General features: G+C 47.8%; 21 protein-coding genes. 10 read left to right on the forward strand and 11 right to left on the reverse strand.

The genetic code is table 11. From position 1 onward, the window contains the following. Positions 1 to 10: 10 nt before the first annotated feature. The gene (rnhA, locus tag C4S60_RS18640) at positions 11 to 475 is read right to left on the reverse strand and encodes a ribonuclease HI (protein ID WP_103881848.1); all 465 of its coding nucleotides are present in this window, start codon (positions 473 to 475) and stop codon (positions 11 to 13) included. Positions 476 to 532: 57 nt separating this feature from the next. On the opposite strand from rnhA, the gene dnaQ reads away from it, so the two are divergent. After that, complete coding sequence (gene dnaQ, locus C4S60_RS18645) at positions 533 to 1,279, forward strand: DNA polymerase III subunit epsilon (RefSeq protein ID WP_103881849.1); 747 nt, start codon at positions 533 to 535, stop codon at positions 1,277 to 1,279. A 9-nt stretch (positions 1,280 to 1,288) separates the two neighbouring features. Next, positions 1,289 to 2,533, forward strand: coding sequence for a TIGR03503 family protein (locus C4S60_RS18650; protein WP_103881850.1), 1,245 nt, complete (start codon positions 1,289 to 1,291; stop codon positions 2,531 to 2,533). Positions 2,534 to 2,606: 73 nt separating this feature from the next. On the opposite strand, the gene fadE is transcribed toward C4S60_RS18650, so the two are convergent. Then, positions 2,607 to 5,051 (reverse strand): acyl-CoA dehydrogenase FadE, encoded by a 2,445-nt coding sequence (gene fadE / locus C4S60_RS18655; protein WP_103881851.1) that lies wholly within the window; start codon positions 5,049 to 5,051, stop codon positions 2,607 to 2,609. Between the two features lie 321 nt (positions 5,052 to 5,372). Here fadE and lpcA point away from each other — a divergent pair, with 321 nt between their 5' ends. Next, complete coding sequence (gene lpcA, locus C4S60_RS18660; RefSeq protein ID WP_103881852.1) at positions 5,373 to 5,948, forward strand: D-sedoheptulose 7-phosphate isomerase; 576 nt, start codon at positions 5,373 to 5,375, stop codon at positions 5,946 to 5,948. Positions 5,949 to 5,998: 50 nt separating this feature from the next. Continuing rightward, positions 5,999 to 6,841 carry a class II glutamine amidotransferase gene (locus C4S60_RS18665; RefSeq protein WP_103881853.1) on the forward strand — a complete coding sequence of 281 codons (843 nt, stop codon included), beginning with the start codon at positions 5,999 to 6,001 and terminating at the stop codon, positions 6,839 to 6,841. 55 nt (positions 6,842 to 6,896) lie between these two features. Here the strand turns inward: C4S60_RS18665 and purN are convergent, their stop codons facing one another. Together purN and purM are read right to left on the reverse strand one after the other, a co-directional pair. Then, positions 6,897 to 7,535 carry a phosphoribosylglycinamide formyltransferase gene (gene purN, locus C4S60_RS18670; protein ID WP_103881854.1) on the reverse strand — a complete coding sequence of 213 codons (639 nt, stop codon included), beginning with the start codon at positions 7,533 to 7,535 and terminating at the stop codon, positions 6,897 to 6,899. Between the two features lie 4 nt (positions 7,536 to 7,539). Then, positions 7,540 to 8,580, reverse strand: a complete 1,041-nt coding sequence (gene purM / locus C4S60_RS18675) for a phosphoribosylformylglycinamidine cyclo-ligase (RefSeq protein WP_103881855.1) — start codon at positions 8,578 to 8,580, stop codon at positions 7,540 to 7,542. 245 nt (positions 8,581 to 8,825) lie between these two features. Between purM and upp the strand changes: the two genes are divergently transcribed. Further along, the gene (gene upp / locus C4S60_RS18680; RefSeq protein ID WP_103881856.1) at positions 8,826 to 9,452 is read left to right on the forward strand and encodes a uracil phosphoribosyltransferase; all 627 of its coding nucleotides are present in this window, start codon (positions 8,826 to 8,828) and stop codon (positions 9,450 to 9,452) included. A gap of 63 nt (positions 9,453 to 9,515) precedes the next feature. On the opposite strand, the gene C4S60_RS18685 is transcribed toward upp, so the two are convergent. Next, entirely contained in the window at positions 9,516 to 10,757 is a 1,242-nt protein-coding gene (locus C4S60_RS18685; protein ID WP_103881857.1) for a uracil-xanthine permease family protein, read from the reverse strand. Positions 10,758 to 11,028: 271 nt separating this feature from the next. Here C4S60_RS18685 and C4S60_RS18690 point away from each other — a divergent pair, with 271 nt between their 5' ends. Beyond that, a complete protein-coding gene (locus C4S60_RS18690) occupies positions 11,029 to 12,204 on the forward strand; it encodes a DUF2066 domain-containing protein (RefSeq protein WP_160111383.1) in 1,176 nt (391 codons plus the stop codon). Between the two features lie 54 nt (positions 12,205 to 12,258). Here C4S60_RS18690 and C4S60_RS18695 read toward each other — a convergent pair whose 3' ends face one another. The 4 genes from C4S60_RS18695 to bepA are packed head-to-tail and all read right to left on the reverse strand — an operon-like array spanning position 12,259 to position 15,080. After that, positions 12,259 to 12,681, reverse strand: coding sequence for a DUF2069 domain-containing protein (locus C4S60_RS18695; protein WP_103881859.1), 423 nt, complete (start codon positions 12,679 to 12,681; stop codon positions 12,259 to 12,261). A 7-nt stretch (positions 12,682 to 12,688) separates the two neighbouring features. Then, positions 12,689 to 13,258 carry an NAD(P)H:quinone oxidoreductase gene (wrbA, locus tag C4S60_RS18700; RefSeq protein WP_103881860.1) on the reverse strand — a complete coding sequence of 190 codons (570 nt, stop codon included), beginning with the start codon at positions 13,256 to 13,258 and terminating at the stop codon, positions 12,689 to 12,691. Beyond that, entirely contained in the window at positions 13,258 to 13,608 is a 351-nt protein-coding gene (gene arsC / locus C4S60_RS18705; protein ID WP_103881861.1) for an arsenate reductase (glutaredoxin), read from the reverse strand. The genes wrbA and arsC overlap by 1 nt, the downstream gene beginning before the upstream one ends. Before the next feature lie 20 nt (positions 13,609 to 13,628). Continuing rightward, positions 13,629 to 15,080 carry a beta-barrel assembly-enhancing protease gene (gene bepA / locus C4S60_RS18710; RefSeq protein ID WP_103881862.1) on the reverse strand — a complete coding sequence of 484 codons (1,452 nt, stop codon included), beginning with the start codon at positions 15,078 to 15,080 and terminating at the stop codon, positions 13,629 to 13,631. 328 nt (positions 15,081 to 15,408) lie between these two features. Here bepA and C4S60_RS18715 point away from each other — a divergent pair, with 328 nt between their 5' ends. Both C4S60_RS18715 and C4S60_RS18720 read left to right on the forward strand, forming a co-directional pair. Beyond that, on the forward strand, positions 15,409 to 15,636 hold the full coding sequence (locus tag C4S60_RS18715; protein WP_103881863.1) for a sulfurtransferase TusA family protein: 228 nt from the start codon (positions 15,409 to 15,411) through the stop codon (positions 15,634 to 15,636). A gap of 3 nt (positions 15,637 to 15,639) precedes the next feature. After that, a complete protein-coding gene (locus tag C4S60_RS18720; protein WP_103881864.1) occupies positions 15,640 to 16,710 on the forward strand; it encodes an AI-2E family transporter in 1,071 nt (356 codons plus the stop codon). A 46-nt stretch (positions 16,711 to 16,756) separates the two neighbouring features. On the opposite strand, the gene bcp is transcribed toward C4S60_RS18720, so the two are convergent. Together bcp and C4S60_RS18730 are read right to left on the reverse strand one after the other, a co-directional pair. Next, positions 16,757 to 17,224: a thioredoxin-dependent thiol peroxidase gene (gene bcp / locus C4S60_RS18725; RefSeq protein WP_103881865.1), complete on the reverse strand. Its 468-nt coding sequence runs from the start codon at positions 17,222 to 17,224 to the stop codon at positions 16,757 to 16,759. 31 nt (positions 17,225 to 17,255) lie between these two features. Beyond that, complete coding sequence (locus C4S60_RS18730) at positions 17,256 to 17,798, reverse strand: glycine cleavage system transcriptional repressor (protein ID WP_103881866.1); 543 nt, start codon at positions 17,796 to 17,798, stop codon at positions 17,256 to 17,258. 159 nt (positions 17,799 to 17,957) lie between these two features. Between C4S60_RS18730 and C4S60_RS23580 the strand changes: the two genes are divergently transcribed. Together C4S60_RS23580 and dapA are read left to right on the forward strand one after the other, a co-directional pair. Further along, positions 17,958 to 18,110 carry a hypothetical protein gene (locus tag C4S60_RS23580; RefSeq protein WP_160111384.1) on the forward strand — a complete coding sequence of 51 codons (153 nt, stop codon included), beginning with the start codon at positions 17,958 to 17,960 and terminating at the stop codon, positions 18,108 to 18,110. Between the two features lie 108 nt (positions 18,111 to 18,218). Then, positions 18,219 to 19,097 carry a 4-hydroxy-tetrahydrodipicolinate synthase gene (dapA, locus tag C4S60_RS18740; protein ID WP_103881868.1) on the forward strand — a complete coding sequence of 293 codons (879 nt, stop codon included), beginning with the start codon at positions 18,219 to 18,221 and terminating at the stop codon, positions 19,095 to 19,097. The last annotated feature ends 19 nt before the right edge of the window (positions 19,098 to 19,116 follow it).

Consider the following 19,116-nt stretch of genomic DNA (forward strand, 5'->3'; position numbering starts at 1 on the left):
GGAAACGAGACTAACTCGGCTGGTAACCTGTATCTTCTTCTGTTGGGTTTTCAGCAGCAGCACGAGCCAATTCATCGCACATTTCGTTTTCACGGTGTCCTGCATGGCCTTTCACCCAATGCCAGTCTATTTGATGACGTTGTGTTTCCGTGTCTAGGGCTTTCCATAAGTCCGCATTTTTAACTGGCTTCTTATCCGCCGTTTTCCAACCGCGTTTTTTCCAGTTGTGGATCCACTGTGTAATGCCTTGGCGAACATATTGACTATCGGTTGTCAGGATTACATGGCAGGACTCTTTAAGTGCTTGTAGAGCAACGATTGTCGCCAGCATTTCCATTCGGTTATTGGTCGTTAGTGTATAGCCCTTAGCGAGAGTTTTCTCATTCTGTTTGTAACGTAGAACGATCCCATAGCCGCCAGGCCCCGGATTACCCAAACAAGAACCATCTGTGAAAATTTCAACCTGCTTCGTCATGATTTGATACTATGTAGCTCAGTGAGTTTATCTACATAGTCTGACATACATAACGCCATGAATACCAGTCACAATCCAGAACAACGCAGAATTGTCGTGCTCGATACCGAAACTACCGGTATGAATAGAGAGGGCGGACCGCACTACATGGGTCACCGTATCATCGAAATTGGTGCGGTGGAAATCATCAACCGTAAGCTGACGGGGCGCCACTTCCATGTTTATCTGAAACCTGACATGGCGATTCAGCCTGATGCTATTGAGGTTCACGGTATTACCGATGAGTTCTTACTGGACAAACCCGTCTATAAACAGGTTCATGACGAGTTTCTCGAGTTCATCAAAGGGGCCGAGCTTGTGGCTCACAACGCGCCCTTCGACGTCGGGTTTATGGACCATGAGTTCGGTATGTTGAATGGAGCCATTGGTAAAACGGAGCAATACTGCAAGGTAACCGATACGCTGGTCATGGCAAAGCGGATGCCAAATATGCCGGCGAGAAAGAACCTCGATTCATTGGCAAAACACTACACGATAGATACATCAGCGCGTGTGCTCCACGGGGCATTGCTCGATGCTGAGATTCTGGCAGATGTTTATCTGGCCATGACGGGTGGTCAGACATCAATGCAGTTCAACGCCGGACAATCGGAAGGCGACGATTCCGGCGGTGAAACTATTAAGCGCCTCACAACTGCCAGAAAATCATTAAAGGTTTTGCATGCGTCTGCCGATGAATTAGAAGCGCATAATGCGCGTTTAGATATCGTCGAAAAAGGTGGCAGTTGTCTCTGGCGCCAGTAGGAGAGAAACATGCAGAGGATAATACTTGCGATAGCCTTGTGGTTGTCGCTGATGGTTGGTGCGTTTGCTAATGAATCCTCTATGTCATTTCTTGATAACCGTTTTCGTGTTGATGAAACGGTAGAGCGTATTACCTTTCTGGTGTATCGGGAAGATAACTCCAAGCCGGTGACGCTGGTTCGCCCCGATGGCAAAAAGTACTACGCTTGGCGTCACCCTGAAAATGTGAATTGGATTGAAGAGCCTACGGTAGATGTCATTTCCATTGAGCATCCTATGCCCGGACCTTGGCAGGCGATTGGTAAGGTCACGCCCAAGAATAATATTCAGATTATTTCGCAGCTTTCTTTACAGGCAGATACCCTGCCACAACGTATTTATCAGGGTGAAAAACTCAAATTTACCGCCAGATTAATGACGGATAATGAACCGTTGATTGTTGAAAATATTCTCGACCGGGTTAACTTGAGGGTGGTGGTCACACGTTATCTTGAACAGCAAGAGGTGGCCAACAGCAAGGTCAAACCGGTTCCTATTGTTATTGGAGAATTCTTGGATGATGGTCAAGGTCTGGATGAGCGCTCAGGGGATGGAATTTTTACCGTTGAGTTGCCTATCGCCATCGAACCGGGCAAATACCATGTGCGTATTACGACGGGTAATGGTGTGTTTCTGAGAGCACTGGAACAAGAAGTCTTTATTTATCCAACTCCAATTGTCTCTCGTTTCTTTCAAGGCGATGAATCCGAACCGCATCAAATCATCATACGTGGTGAGCCGGCGACAATAGAAGAAGGCAGTCTTGCAACCTCAATCTCACTTCGCTCTCCGGATGACTCTGAACTAGTAGTTCAGCAACAGGCGCGAGCAGGCACCACTGAGGTAACGTCAGAGTTTCAGGATTTACACCAGATGGGAACCTATTACTGGAAGGGGCACGTTTATGCCACGGAAGCGGTTACGAATAGAGCCTTAGTGTTTGACTTGCCAGAGCGTACTTTCAGCGTTGTGGGGGCCATTGACCTTGAAAGTGCAGAGAAAATGCAAGCGGCTGCACGTGAAGCAAGAAAGAAAGCAGAGCAGGAAGCACAGGTTCTCGCCCACAGACAGAAAGTGAGATTCAACGCAATGGTTGCGATTGCGGTAGGGAATATAGCTTTGATCATTATTGGCGGCTTGATCTGGTGGGTGGTGAGAAGAAAGCGCGCGATTCGCGCTTCATTGCCAGAGATGCAACTAAAAATGCCCGGATAAACCGAAGGTTGAATCAGTCAAAAAAAGCCAGCAGATCCTGCTGGCTTTCTTTATTATGACTTAGGTGGAGCGGCTAGGCGACTTCCTCCATCGTTGGGTATAACGGCTTTGCGGCCAGTTCTTCCGGAGAGAAGTCATCGACGTTAATGGTGTAGAGTCGATGTGCTTCAGCAGTGGTTAGTAGTGTTGCTTCATCTTTTGTGATGATGCCTTTCTCTAGTCCCAGTGCAGCGACTTTGTCCAGTTGAGTAAATGGACGGCGTTGCTCCAGGGCTTTACAGACTTTAGTGAATACCGGTTCTGCTTTAAGAATGACGTCAAGCGCCTGTTCAATGCGGCCGACAGCGTTAAACTCGGTCGGCTCCAGATATTGTCCTCGGCCGAGTCTGCTGCGTGCAGCACAAGGGGTCTGCAGGATGCGAGCTACTTGACTGTCCAGTTTATCTGACGGTGCTTTACGAGTGGTGCCCAGCGGCAAAACGATAAAGCGCAACATACGGCCAATGAGCTTATTCGGGAAGTTACTGAGGAAGTCGTCCAGTGCCAACTCAGTTTGCTTCAGGCTATCTTGCAAGCCCCAGTGCAATAGAGGCAGATCTTCGCTGTTACGACCTTCGACATCAAAACGTTTTAGTGCTGCACTGCTAAGGTAAAGTTGACTCAACAAATCCCCAAGTCTTGCAGACAAACGTTCTTTTCGCTTGAGCGAGCCACCCAACACTGCCATGGAAACATCCGATAACAGGGCCAGGTTAGCGCTGTAGCGGTTAAGCTGTTGGTAATAGCGTTTTGTCACGTCGTTGTGCGGCGACGAAGAGCCTCGTCCATCCGTCAATCCGAGCCAGAAACTGCGTACCAGATTGCTAATCGTGAATGCCACGTGTCCGGCTAAGGCTTTGTCGAACTTATCCACGGCGTCCGATGCGGTTGAATGAGCGGCTTCCATCTCCGGTAGGACATAAGGATGGCAGCGAATAGCGCCCTGACCAAAAATGATCATGGAACGAGTAAGAATGTTGGCACCTTCGACCGTAACCGCGATAGGGGCGCCCTGATAGCCTCGTGCCAGGAAGTTAGATGGGCCGAGACAAATGCCTTTTCCACCGACAATATCCATAGCGTCGATAATGCTTTGTTGACCGCGGTGCGTACAGTGGTACTTCACGATGGCAGAGATAACCGAAGGCTTTTCTCCTAAATCAATACCGGTCACCGTAAGAGCACTGGCTGCATCCATAACATAAGCGTTGCCACCGATGCGAGCGAGCGGTTCTTCGATTCCTTCCATGTGACCGATCGGTTGTTTAAACTGACGACGAATTCTGGCATAGGCTCCTGTCGCCAACGCGGCTGTTTTGATGCCTCCGGTCGAGTTTGAAGGCAGTGTAATACCACGGCCAACCGATAGACATTCCACCAACATGCGCCAGCCTTGCCCTGCCATTTTTTGACCGCCAATAATGAAGTCAAGAGGGACAAATAGCTCATTGGCTTTCGTCGGACCATTCTGGAATGGCACATTTAGAGGGAAGTGGCGATTGCCGATCTCGACCCCTTTCAAATGGGTTGGAATGAGAGCACAGGTGATGCCCAGATCTTCTTTATCGCCAAGCAGACCATCGGGATCGCGAAGTTTAAAGGCCAGACCCAGTACCGTTGCGACGGGAGCCAGTGTGATATAACGTTTGTTCCAGGTGAGTTTCATACCCAGAACATTTTTTCCTTCCCATTTGCCTTTACAGACTACGCCAAAGTCAGGGATTGAACCGGCATCGGAACCCGCTTCTGGGCTGGTCAAGGCGAAACAGGGGATTTCTTGGCCGACAGCCAGACGAGGCAGGTAGTAGTCTTTCTGCTCTTCTGTACCGTAGTGCTGGAGAAGTTCTCCGGGCCCAAGTGAGTTAGGCACTCCAACCGTAGAGGAAAGTACCCCAGATACGCCCGTGAGTTTTTGTAGAACCAGAGACTGAGCATAGGCGGAGAATTCCAGGCCCCCGTATTTCTTCTTGATGATCATCGCGAAGAACTTGTGATCTTTCAAAAATTGCCAGACTTCTGGCGGCAGATCGGCAAGTTCATGAGTAACCTGATAATCGCTTACCATGGCGCACACTTCGTTGACCGGACCATCTAGGAAGGCTTGTTCTTCCTCGCTCAGTTTGGCATTGGTGATATTTTGCAGTTTTTGCCAGTCAGGTTTGCCTTTAAACAATTCGGCTTCCCACCAAACGGTACCGGCGTCCAACGCTTCTTTTTCTGTTTGGGACATCGCGGGAAGGATTTTTCTGAATACTTTTAAGGCTTTTGCTGAAATGAGGGACTGGCGAATTGAGGGGATGCAGAGTGTGGCGATAATGACTACGTACAGTCCCCATATCACAGCGCCAAACACGCCTAGCAGTGAGCCGAAGACCATAGCTGCGGTCACAAATAGCAAAGATTTTGCCAGCGATGCTCGTTGATAGAAGCTGATACCAACAGCACAGAGCAAGGCGACGGTAGAGAGCAAGATGTCCATGATTGTTCCTTTATCTGGGTATTATCGTTGTTTTACTGGGTGGACCCGATGTAATAATAAGTAAGGTAAGAGGTCGTACCAGTGTTAATTGTAACTCAATTATTGCATAAATGTAAAATCTGAAAAGTAATTACTCTAATTTTCGTGATGGCTGAATGGCTGTTCGGAATTTTTGGCCTGACTGTCACAGCTAGCCAAGATAATTACAGAGTAGCGGCGCACTGAGACACGCAGACTATCGACACCATTGCGTATTTATAGGTAAACTCATAGGTATCGAAAGTGGCCAACGGATGTTGGTAAAAAAAAGAGAACAAACCTATGTACCAAGAACTGATTCGAAGTGAACTAAATGAAGCTGCTGAAGTATTGAACAAATTTCTTAGCGACGACCACAATCTGGCTCAGATTGAAGCCGCGGCGAAAATGATTGCAGATTCATTCAAGCAGGACGGCAAAGTACTCTCTTGTGGTAATGGTGGGTCTCATTGTGATGCGATGCACTTTGCTGAAGAATTGACGGGTCGTTATCGTGAAAACCGTCCGGGCTACGCTGGTATCGCCATCTCTGATCCTAGCCATCTGTCTTGTGTGAGCAACGACTTTGGTTATGACTTTGTGTTCTCGCGTTATGTCGAGGCGGTAGGGCGTAAAGGTGATGTGTTGTTTGGGCTGTCAACTTCGGGTAACTCGGGCAATATTCTAAAGGCGATTGAAGCGGCTCAGGCAAAGGGTATGAAGACCATTGCGCTAACGGGTAAAGATGGCGGCAAGATGGCAGGTACGGCTGATATCGAGATCCGTGTTCCTCACTTTGGTTATGCAGACCGTATTCAGGAGGTTCACATCAAGATCATCCATATCATTATTCAGTTGGTTGAAAAAGAAATGGAATAACCGCAGGCGAGTGTCTGTGAAGTTTTGAGAAAAAGAGAGTAGGGAACTCAATGTGTGAATTGCTTGGCATGAGCGCCAATGTGCCAACAGATATCTGTTTCAGTTTTACCGGTTTGATTCAACGCGGTGGCAATACGGGGCCGCATAAAGATGGCTGGGGGATCACCTTTTACGAGGGTAAAGGCTTTCGAACATTTAAAGATCCGACCCCGAGTTGTGATTCAAAGATTGCTGAACTGGTGCAAAACTACCCGATAAAAAGTCGAGCGGTGGTGAGTCATATTCGCCAGGCTAATCGCGGACAGGTAAATCTGGAAAATACTCACCCGTTTACTCGTGAGCTGTGGGGGCGTTACTGGACTTTCGCGCATAATGGTCAGCTTAGTGATTATCAGAAACTGGATACGGGTCATTTCCGTCCAGTTGGTGAAACTGACAGTGAGCTTTCTTTCTGTTGGTTATTGCGGAAGCTGGATGAGCGATTCCCTGAGCCTCCCCAAGACTTGATGGCAATGTTTGCCTATGTAGCAGAGTGTTGTGATGAATTGCGAGAGCTTGGCGTGTATAACATGTTGCTGAGTGATGGCGAGTATGTCATGACATACTGCACCAATCACTTGTACTGGATAACGCGTAAGGCGCCTTTTGGAAAGGCAACATTGTTGGATGAAGATGTCACCATAAACTTTCAGGAAGAAACGACACCCAATGATGTGGTATCCGTGGTCGCGACACAGCCATTAACTGGTAATGAAACCTGGCATCGGATGAAGCCCGGTGAGTACAATCTGTTTCATTTCGGTCAGCTTGTGGCCAGCAATGTAGACGACCTGGTTGATGTGCCGTTTGCAGAAGTAAAGCCGGGTAATCAGGCTCCGGCTGAGCCTCTTTAAATAAAAAAAGCGAGTGATATGTCACTCGCTTTTTTATTTCAATTGACCCAAGAATCTATTTGTCGGCGTAGCCCTGAGGACCCAGCTCGATTCCGTCTAGTACGGCCTTACTGCCGTCCATAACTAACCGATCTTCGACAAACCACTTGACGACAAGTGGGTAGATCTTATGTTCTTGGCTTTGAACTCGTTGTTCTAGCGTTTCTATGGTGTCATCATCAAACACAGGGACCTTTGCCTGAAGCACAATCGGACCACCATCGAGTTTTTCCGTCACAAAGTGAATACTGGTGCCATGGTGCTCATCGCAGTTGTCAATTGCCCGCTGATGCGTGTTCAACCCAGGATACTTGGGCAGCAGTGATGGGTGGATATTGATCATCCGACCCATATAGTGGCGAACAAATTCTCCGCTAAGGATACGCATGTAGCCTGCCAACACCAGAAGGTCAGGGTTATGTACATCAATGCGGCGCATTAACTCTGCATCAAATGCTTCACGTGTCTCGCTTAGTTTAGGATCGAGGAACTCAGCCTCTGCTCCGGCTTTTCGGGCACGCTCAAGAGCGAAAGCAGACTCTTTGTTAGAGAAGACGGCTCGAACTTTGGCATTTGTGATAGTAGACTCGCAGGCGTCAATGATTGCCTGCAAGTTAGTACCATTCCCTGAAACTAAAACAACAATATTCTTCATGAAATTAATTGATCTCTACTTGCTCTTCACCAGCTTCTGCAGTTGCGATCTCACCAATTACCCATGCATTCTCGCCTTCAGCTTTCAGAAGCTCAACCGCAGCATCTGCCTGAGCTTTAGGTAGCGCAACGATCAGACCAACACCACAGTTGAAGGTACGGTACATTTCGAATGTATCAACGTTACCTTTCTGTTGTAGCCAGTTAAAGATTGCAGGCCATTCCCAGCTGTTGCCATCGATGACGGCTTTTGTACCTTCAGGCAGTACGCGGGGGATATTTTCCCAGAAACCACCGCCAGTGATGTGAGAAATTGCATGGATATCGTGTTCAGCGATCATCTTCAGAGCTGATTTGATATAAATTTTCGTTGGTTCTAGTAGGTGCTCACCAACGGTGCGCTCACCTAGCTTTTCGTTCTTGTCTGCACCAGATACTTCTAGGATCTTGCGGATAAGAGAATAGCCGTTCGAGTGTGGGCCACTTGAGCCAACGGCGATAAGTGCGTCACCAGCTGCGACTTTTGTGCCATCGATGACGTCTGATTTCTCAACCACACCAACGCAGAAGCCTGCAACGTCGTAATCTTCACCTTCGTACATGCCAGGCATTTCAGCAGTCTCACCACCGATAAGTGCACAACCAGCCTGTACACAACCTTCAGCGATACCTGAAACTACGTCTGCAGCAGTATCGACATCAAGTTTGCCAGTCGCATAGTAGTCCAGGAAGAACAGAGGTTCTGCACCTTGAACAATCAGGTCATTTACACACATTGCAACCAGGTCGATACCGATGGTGTCGTGCTTGTTCATGTCTAGTGCCAGGCGTAGTTTGGTGCCAACACCGTCTGTACCAGAAACAAGTACCGGTTCATTGTATTTTGTTGGCAGCTCACATAAAGCACCAAATCCACCGATGCCTCCCATTACTTCAGGGCGACGAGTGCGCTTAACCGCGCCTTTAATACGGTCAACTAATGCGTTACCTGCATCAATATCTACACCAGCGTCTTTATAGCTTAGGGAAGTGTTGTTTCCGCTCACGGGACAGTCCTCGATAAATAAATGGATGTGAAAAGCGGCGCTATTCTAACAGGGGTTTATCCAAAAAGGAAAACGTTTGCGTAAGAAAGTACAAACTATTTTTCCGAAGCGGTAGTCGGTTGTTTTTCCACTGGTAGCAACGAGTATCGTGCGGGAAAAATCCAATTTACCTGTAATCTCAACTGAAATAGTGAAAGAAACCATGTATAATTTGCAGGTTTTGTAAAATTTTGCCGGAGTAGGACATGAAAGTTGTTGAAGTTAAACACCCTCTTGTTAAGCATAAACTGGGTTTGATGCGTGAAGGGGATATCAGCACAAAGCGTTTCCGTGAGCTTGCTACAGAAGTGGGTAGCCTGTTGACGTATGAAGCGACCGCAGACTTTGAAACTGAGAAGGTGACTATTGAAGGCTGGAATGGTCCAGTTGAAGTTGACCAAATTAAGGGTAAGAAAGTTACCGTTGTACCAATCCTGCGTGCTGGTCTGGGTATGATGGATGGTGTGCTGGAACACATGCCAAGTGCGCGTATCAGCGTTGTTGGTATCTACCGTGATGAAGAGACACTAGAACCAGTGCCATACTTCAACAAGCTAGCGTCAAACATCGATGAGCGTATTGCTCTGGTTGTAGACCCAATGCTGGCAACTGGCGGTTCCATGATTGCGACGATCGACCTGTTGAAAGAGAAAGGTTGTAAGCACATTAAAGTATTGGTACTTGTTGCGGCACCAGAAGGTATCGAAGCGTTAGAAAAAGCACACCCAGATGTTGAGCTTTTCACTGCTGCGATTGACGAGTGTCTGAATGACAAAGGCTATATCGTACCGGGTCTGGGTGACGCTGGTGACAAGATTTTCGGCACTCAATAATCGTTCCGATTACAGGTATAAAAAAGGCTGACCATAGGTCAGCCTTTTTTTATGTCTCAAAGATCAGTCTTCCATTTGAGCGTTATCAACGACTGCGTTTTCGCCAAGATCATGAGGAAGGATTTGGTTCAGAACAATCGCGACGATACCGCACAAGCTCACGCCCTGCAGGCTGAAATCACCAATACCGAAAGCCATACCACCGATGCCAAAGACCAGAGTAATCGCCACGATAACCAAGTTGCGTGACTTGTGAAGATCCACGTTATTCTTGATCAGGGTATTGAGACCCACCGTTGCAATAGAGCCAAACAGCAGAATCATGATACCGCCCATCACTGGCACGGGAATGGTTTGCAGAATAGCGCCTAGCTTTCCGACCAGAGCTAACACAATAGCGGTGATCGCCGCCCAGGTCATGATGACAGGGTTGAAGGCTTTGGTCAGCATTACGGCACCGGTAACTTCGCTGTAAGTTGTGTTAGGTGGAGCTCCGACCATAGAAGCGGCGATGGTCGCGACTCCGTCACCAGCGATAGTACGGTGCAGGCCCGGCTTTTTGAGGTAGTCTTTGCCGGTTACGTTCGAGATGGCCAGCATATCGCCTACGTGCTCAACGGCAGGCGCGATGGCAACCGGTAACATAAACAGGATGGCGTTAATGTTGAATTCTGGAGCAGTAAAGTTAGGCAGAGATAACCAAGATGCCTGAACCACAGGCGTAAAGTCGACCACACCGTATACCAGAGCAGTGAGATAACCTGCGCCAATACCGCTAACAATTGGTAGTAATTTCAGGAAGCCTCTGCCAAATACACTAACGGTAATGGTTACCAGTAGTGATACCGAGGAGATCCATAGTGCGGCATTGGACTCAATAAGCTGCACCGCGCCATCGCCGGTCTTACCCAATGCCATGTTCACGGCAACAGGTGCAAGACCAAGGCCGATGACCATGATGACTGGTCCCACGACTACCGGTGGTAACAGTTTATGAATGACCTCAACCCCTTTTGCTTTGATTACGGCACCTAGTATGACGTAAACCACGCCGGCAGCCATAAGGCCGCCCATGGTGGCACCAATCCCCCAGGTCTGAACACCAAACATGATTGGGGCAATAAACGCAAAAGAGGAAGCGAGAAAAATGGGTACACTGCGTCGTGTGATCAATTGGAACAATAGCGTACCAACACCAGCACCAAACAGTGCTACATTGGGATCCAGTCCGGTTAGTAGAGGAACAAGCACTAAGGAACCAAATGCGACAAACAGCATTTGCGAACCTTGTATGATAGTTTTCATAGTCAGTTATCCAAGCAAGTCAAAGTATTGCCTGAGGGCTTCAGGCAAATTGGCGCGATGATAGCACCTTGCAATCGATTACTTAATGATCTCTGTAAAAAAGTTGGTATTTTTGTAACTTTTATCTCAATAGAACCCTTGACTTTGTATTGGATGAAGCAATTGCTGCAACTTACAGCGAATTATTGACCAAACCTTGAAGCACTCTGCTTGCTCCCAACCTCATACTTGCTTATCATTTCGACTTATATCTTTGTAATTTAGGATGCTTATGCGTTATTTAGCTTGGTTGTTGGCAGCAGTTTGTGCTTTGCCGGCATACGCGTTAACCAAAGTTGATATCTATTCAACAGAAGTCGTGGTGGATTCACAACAGCCGAATGGCGATGAAATTGCTCGTCAGCAAGGCATGGTTGAAGTGCTGATCAAAGCGAGTGGCGATTCGAATGCCGCTGCCAATCCGGTAGTGAAAAAGGCGTTAGGCAGCAGCTCTAGATATATTACGCAGTTAGGTTACACGCAACTTGATGGCCAGCAAGCGTTGAGAATGACGTTTAACAGTGAACAAATTAACACCTTGTTGAAGCAGGCAGATATCTCCACCTGGCCGGTCGAGCGTAGCAACGTTATGGTTTGGTTGGTAGAAGATAACGGTCGTGACCGCTCGATCACCTGGGAGCATACAGACTCTTCTGCGTCGAAGCAGCTTAAAAGAGAGGCTACACGCCGTGGCTTGCCTGTAACGTTCCCTGTGGGGGATTTTGATGATATGACGGGAATCCAGCCGACAGATTTATGGGGAGGCTTTGTCAGCCCGATTGCGCAGGCGACGAAGCGCTACCCTGTCGATGCCGTCATGGTGGTGAGAGCGGAAGGAACTAGCATTCGCTGGACACTGTATGACCAATCGCCGGAAACGCTAGGGCGAAATCAACTTGACCCTATTACCGGTAGTGCAGCGGGTTCTGTAGCCATGGCGAACTTAATCGATCAGGTGAGCGATTACTATGCAGCGAAGAATGCCACGGCAATTAGCGGTGAAAGTGCCGGTACGGTGACGGTAGCCTTCAGTGAAATGAACAGTGCCGATGCATTCTTTACTCTTGAAAGAGCATTAGAACGTTTGGCATCCACTGCTAAAGTGGAAGTGGTGGAAATCAAAGGCTCACAGATCACGGTCAAAGTCTCTTTGTTAGGCTCAATTGAGTCTTTTGAGCAGGAGGTGCTGAAGTCTGGATTAGTAAAAAAGATTGAGCTGATGCCTGCGGAAGTCCCATCGATCATGCCAGAGATACCAGCTATTGAACCACAAACTCCGGTTGTTGTGGAGCCGGGAGCTGACGTAAGTACGTTATCGGAGCAACCGGACAGTCAACAGGAGCTGACATCAATTCAGCCTCGTTCAGAGTTGATTGTCCAACCACAGCTAAGTTTCGAGTGGTTATAAAGTTTGTTGGAAAAAAAGGAGGCTGAGCCTCCTTTTTTTGTGCTTCAATTCGGGTTACTTTTCGAAGCGCTCTTTCTCTTTCTTTTCAACCGATGACAGACGCGGTAATTTGAGCCCAAGCTCTTTGCCTTTCATCCTTGCGTAGACGGTGTTGCCGACAAAGGCAATGGTGGTTAAGAGCAGTTCAACGACCGCAAGCCAGCGCTCACCTTCATCGGCGTAGAGAAGGGTGAGTGCATGCAAAAAATACAACATGAGGACAAAGTTCGCCCAGGCGTGCGTATAAGGTTTGCCAGCCAGTATTCCCGGTAGCGGAAGCAACAAAGGAATTAACCACGCCACGGTCAGGGCCAGTGGGTTAATGTGTGGATGCGGTGACAGATAACCGTGCCACAAAGCGACCCATGAAAGCAGTGCCAGATTGGCCGTCAGGGCGACCATTCGCATGGTTTCGGTTTTAAACGGGATAGCGTTCATAGTCTATTCACTTCAGTTTGATTGCCGTTCGCGCAAGACGTTTTCCGAGCGCAAAAGCCAGTTCTGTTTCTTCAGTGCTTAGAGGTCCGCTTGACTGAGCAACATGTGAGGCCCCATAAGGGGTGCCTCCTGTGGAAGTGGTATGTAGTGTCGGTTCACTATAGGGAATTCCCATCACCATCATTCCATGATGTAACAGTGGCAGTAGCATACTCAAAGCCGTGCTTTCCTGACCGCCATGCAGTGTCGAGGAGGACGTAAACACACAGGCAGGTTTATCGATCAGGGCCCCGGATATCCACAAGCTAGTTGTTTGGTCCCAAAAATGCTTGAGAGGCGCTGCCATATTACCAAACCAGACAGGGCTGCCCATGGCGAGTCCGTCACAGTTTTTCAGTTCGGCGATAGTGGCGCAAGGATCTTTGTCTTGGGAGCCTGGATAGGTATCCAGCTCCTCTACGGTTCGAAGCGTCGCTTGACAATGTTCTACAGACTCAATCCCTCGAGCAATGGCACGAGCGAGATGTTTAGTGCTCCCGTGACGACTGTAGTAAAGCACTAGCAGATTGCAGGTCATTAAAGAATCTCTAATACTTGCTCTGGCGGGCGTCCATGGCGAGCTTTGCCGTTAGTGATGACGATAGGGCGCTCAATGAGCTTTGGGTTTTCAAACATGGCTTGAAACAGTTGATCGTCTGTCAGTGCCGGATCGCTCAGATTGAGCTCTTTGTAGATATCTTCTTTGGTGCGCATCATCGCTCGCACGCTTTCAAGCTCAAGTTGGGCAAAGATTTCCTTGAGTTTTTCGACGGTAGGCGGTGTATCAAGGTACTTAACCACTTCAGGCGTGATGCCCTGTTCTTCCAGTAGCGAGAGAGTCTGGCGGCTTTTTGAGCAACGTGGATTATGGAAAATGGTGACTGACATACGGAGGTTTCCTTGTTGTTTTATTGTAGTGCCATGAATCGATCACGCTCGACGAGCAGCTGATCGATACGAGCATCATAGCGTGCTTGTTTTAAGCTTCCTAGCTCCGCCAGTTGACTGGCTTGAGAATAGAGTTGAATAGATTTGTCCCACTGAGCGTTCAAGGCCAGAATTTCGGCCCGAGCAGCCAAGTCTTCGGCACTATTGCCAAGTTTTATGTTGGCTTCCGAAAGCAGGTGCCAGCCATTGGTGTCGTTGGGGTTGTCATGAGTGTATCGCTGGAGAACCTGAATGGACTCCTTGTACTGCTGACTTTCCAATAACGCGTTGGCATAGTTGATGGTAATAACCGGGTTATTGGGCTTGACCTTCAAGGCCTTCTTCATAAGGTTGACGGCTTGCTGTGGTTTTTTCTGTGCGATGTACAAATCAGAAGCGGCATCGAGATAAAAATTATTCTCTGGGGATTTTTTCAGCAGCTTGTTCAAAATAGCTTCAGCTTGCTCTAACTGACTATTATCCAAATAAACCAGAGCCTTACCGTATTCAAATGAATCCTGAATGGTCGGACTGGCTTTCTTGGCGGTACGTTCAAACCAATCCAGAGCAGAGTTCTGTTTGATGCCAGCATAGCGTGCAACGATTCGAGCTCTGGCAAGATGGTAATTGATCGATGGTTCAATGCGTAATGGCGGATAGTTTTGCGCTCGCTCTCTGGTATCGGTAATACGGTCTTCTGGAAGTGGGTGAGTCAACAGCATTGGTGGCGGCTTACTGGCATAACGGTATTCATCTGCCAGACGACCAAAGAAACGTGGCATATCATTGACGTTAAACTGAGCACGAGCCAGCGTGGCAATGCCAAATCGGTCGGCTTCTTTTTCATTACTACGGGTATAGTTAATGGATGCTTGCATCGAACCTGCCGTCGTCGCGGTTAATGCGGCCATACCCGCTTGAGGGGAGGCGATGGCAAGCAACAGCGAACCAACCAGTGCAGCGACCGTGGCGGGTGAGCGTCGAGCTTCATCTTCCATACGACGCGCCAGATGTCGCTGGGTCACGTGAGCGATTTCGTGCGCCATAACGGATGCCAGTTCACTTTCACTGTGGGCATGAAGAAATAGCCCTGTGTGCAGTGCGACATAGCCACCAAAAAACGCAAAAGCGTTGATATTGCGGTCACGAATCATAAAAAAGGTAAACGGAGTTTTGACGTCGTTGGCACTGGAAACTAACCGGTGACCGATAGAGTCGACGTACTCGTTGAGCACAGGGTCGTTCACGATAGGGGAACTCGCCCGGATCATTCTCATGTAAGCATCACCGTAGATGAGCTCTTGATCGATGGTCAGTGTGGCACCCGCCGCTGTACCGATTTCAGGGAGATCCAGCTCGGCATAGGAAAGCTGTGGTGCGCTTATTGCGGTGGCTACACATAAGCAAATCAATGAACGGGTGCGTTTTAACATAGGGTTGAGGTAACTCCTTCAAATTTGGTAGTTTGGACCGTCAAAATACGACTTGGTTTCCTACCTTATCCGCTTGTGGCTCATTTTTGCATACGCAATCCCGATAGGAAAGGTTTTCTGGTGGTATACGAACCATATTGATTAATTATATAACCGCATGAGAATATTGATTATTCACAGCTTCTGTAACACTTAGACATTGGGTGTGGCATAATAGGCGATTACAATAAGCGTGTATCAGTTTATGATTGGCCATCATCTGAAAAGTGATACCTTGAGGCCAATGCTAAATGGCCGCTTTATTTAATGAAGCATTATTGGAATGTGAATGACAGAGATACAGCTAGACTTAGTTCATGAGCGATGCCCCATGTCGCTGCTTGTGGTCAAGCGAGCCTTTAAACAACTCACGCTTAACCAGTTGTTGTCGGTGAGGTTGGCTGACAAAAGCTCAGTCTCTGATATTCTTCAATATCTTTCAAAGCAGAACGCGCAAGTCGACTGTCTCGAAGAAAGAGAGACGACGTTAATCAAAATTCGTAAACAGGATAATTAGTTAATGCTAGATATGGTTCGTCGTTGGTACAAACGACGCTTCTCCGACCCGGAAGCAGTGAGTCTGGTGGTCATTCTGCTCTTTGGATTTATTACCATATATTTCTTTGGCAATTTGATTGCTCCACTATTGGTAGCGATTGTTCTGGCCTACTTGTTGGAATGGCCAGTGAGCAAACTCTGCGTGTTGGGTGTACCAAGAACTCTCTCGGTGGTTGGGGTCATCTTGTTGTTTGTCAGCCTTATGTTGATGGCGATTTTTGGTCTGGTGCCAACCATTTGGAATCAGGTGGGCAACCTCATCAATGATATTCCGACCATGTACAATGGATTGCAAAGCTTTGTCGCTACCATTCCAGAACGCTACCCCGACCTGGCTGAGATTCACCTGGTCGAATCCATCATGGCGAATGTTAAAGACAAAGTGTTGCTGCTGGGTGAGAACGTAGTGAAAGGATCGCTGGCATCACTGGTGAGCCTTGCGGCGTTAGCGGTGTATTTGATTCTGGTGCCACTGCTGGTTTTCTTCTTACTAAAAGACAAGGAGGAGATGGTGGATATGGCGAGCGGCGTGTTGCCGCGTAATCGACGCCTGGCGAACAAAGTCTGGATTGAAATGAACCAGCAGATTTCTAATTACATTCGTGGCAAAGTGCTTGAAATCTTAATCGTGGGCACTGTGAGCTACATTACTTTTGCAGTGTTGGAACTTCGCTATTCGGTTCTGTTAGCGGTATTGGTTGGCTTCTCGGTGCTGATTCCCTATATCGGTGCAGCGGCGGTTACCGTACCTGTTGCGATGGTCGGTCTGTTTCAATGGGGGTTAGCGCCCGAGTTCTATTGGTTGCTGGTGGCTTACGGCATCATTCAGGCGCTTGATGGTAACGTGTTGGTACCTATTCTATTCTCTGAAGCGGTGAATTTGCATCCTGTGGCCATAATTGTCGCGGTATTGGTGTTTGGTGGACTTTGGGGGTTCTGGGGGGTATTTTTTGCCATACCCTTGGCGACTCTGGTTAAGGCCGTTTGGAACGCTCTACCGAGTCACGAAGACCCGATACAACCCGCCACATAATAAAAAGCCTCGCAAATGCGAGGCTTTTTTGAACCGACGATGGTATTCAGGCCTGGTTGAGGTAGTCGAGCACTACCTCATGATGGTTCTTGGTCTTAAACTTGTTGAACACGTGTTCGATCACGCCTTCTTCATTGATCAAGAAGCTGATACGGTGCAAACCATCGTACACTTTGCCCATAAATTTCTTTTCACCCCAAACGCCGAATTGCTCAGCAACGGCGTGGTCTTCATCTGATAAGAGTGTGAAATTCAGAGCATCACGTTCGATGAACTTACCAAGGCGTTTCACCGGGTCGATACTTACGCCCAACACAACCACGTTGTGGGCATCGAGCTCAGCTTTAGTGTCTCGCAGACCTTGAGCCTGAACGGTGCAGCCTGGGGTCATTGCCTTAGGGTAAAAATAGAACAGAACTTTTTTACCTTTGAAGTCCTGTAAAGTCACAGTGTTACCATCTTGGTCGAGCAAAGAAAAGTTAGGGGCAGGTGTGCCCGCAGTCAATGTGTTCATTGAAGTTCCTTTGAAGCTAATGTTGTTATTATCATTTACTACCGCTGATAAAGTTCAGCGAGCCTTTGACGGACAAACTGCCGCATAAAGATTCAAATTCTTCCTGTAATTGCATCAGGTTACAGGTTTCTTCTACGTTGGCGCTCAGTACAATCTGAAACTGATCGAATTCTGTCCCTGCCCGCTCTTTAACGATGGTTTGAGCGCTCAATGAGGCAAGGCCAATTTCTCTGTCAGCAAAGAACTGGGTGAACTGCTCTGTGAGTCCCACGCGATCTTCTGACTCGATGAACACTTCCACCGTATATTGGTTGGGCAGCTCGTCGTGCTTAGATGTACGTTTCATCATGGTGATCAGATCATGTTCCTGACCCAGAAGTGGCAGAGTGGTTTCGACCCTGGTGATATAGCTTGGATTGCCAGATATCAACATGATGAGGGTAAACTCATTACCAAACATTGCGATACGGCTATCGATGATATTACAACCCGCATTCGCCACGAGATGGACGACTTCATTGCAAATTCCTGGACGGTCAGTGCCGATGGCGGTAATCACTAAATATTGATTCATAGTGTCACTCTAAAATCCCTGTGTGATGACATGGTAGCACAGCTGTTGTTAAAGCTCTTGTGATAGATGTAACTGAATACCGATAAGTATTTACCAATACTGGTGAGTTGCAAATTTGACGGGATGATGACACCCATTTCTGATAAAAGCGCATTTTATATGTCCAGTGACATCGAGATGCCGGTTCAGAGCGCCAACCAAGGTTTGTTACGTGGAAAAACCGTAGTAATGGCAACCCACAATAAAGATGTCTGCTGCTTCGCGCAGCTGGCTCTGTGCGGCCATGAAGGAATATATGTGCCTGACATCTGAAATCTGATAATTATTCATTCACTTCTTTTAGGGATCTGTTTTTAATCTCTTGTGTTTATCAATAGCATTACAGTACCATGCAAGAAGTATCAATTTAGGGAGATAACCATGTTTTCAGGAAGTATTGTTGCTTTAATTACCCCATTCACTCCAGATGGCGAGGTTGATTTCATTAGCTTACGTAAGCTAGTGGAGCATCACGTCGCAGCAGGGACAGACGGTATCGTTGCCGTTGGAACTACTGGTGAGTCAGCAACATTAACTGTCGAAGAACATGTCAAGGTTGTCGCAAAAACGGTAGAGTTTGCTGAAGGACGCCTGCCCATCATTGCTGGCACGGGTGCTAATGCGACTCACGAAGCGATCACATTCAGTCGTCTTCTGAACAATGTCGGAATTGCGGGTTGCCTGAGTGTGACCCCTTACTACAATAAGCCAACTCAAGAAGGCATGTTCCAGCATTACAAAGCGATTGCTGAAGAAACCGACATCCCTCAAATCTTGTACAACGTACCAGGTCGTACCGGTGTTGACCTACAGCCAGAGACGGTGGCACGTCTTGCAGAAATCCCAAATATTGTTGCACTCAAAGATGCGACTGGGGATTTATCAAGAGTTCAAATTCATCGTGAACTTTGTGGTGAAGATTTTATCTTACTTAGTGGTGATGATTCGACAGGGCTCGACTTTATCAAGCAGGGTGGTAAAGGCGTCATTTCGGTGACGAATAACATCGCTGCGGCAGACATGGCCAAAATGATGAAGTTGGCATTAGAAGGCAAGTTTGAAGAAGCCGAGATAATCAATCAACGTCTCATGACGCTTCACAAGAACCTGTTTGTCGAATCAAGCCCAATTCCAGTGAAATGGGCTGCACACCGAATGGGTTTGATTGACAATGGAAGCCTGCGCCTTCCTCTGACAGAATTGTCAGAACAAGCCAAACCTATTGTCGCTCAAGCGATGACGGAAGCTTGTATTTACTAATAGAAAGACTGAGAGGAGT

This window comes from Vibrio hangzhouensis (assembly GCF_900107935.1).
GTDB classification, from domain to species: Bacteria; Pseudomonadota; Gammaproteobacteria; order Enterobacterales; family Vibrionaceae; genus Vibrio; species Vibrio hangzhouensis.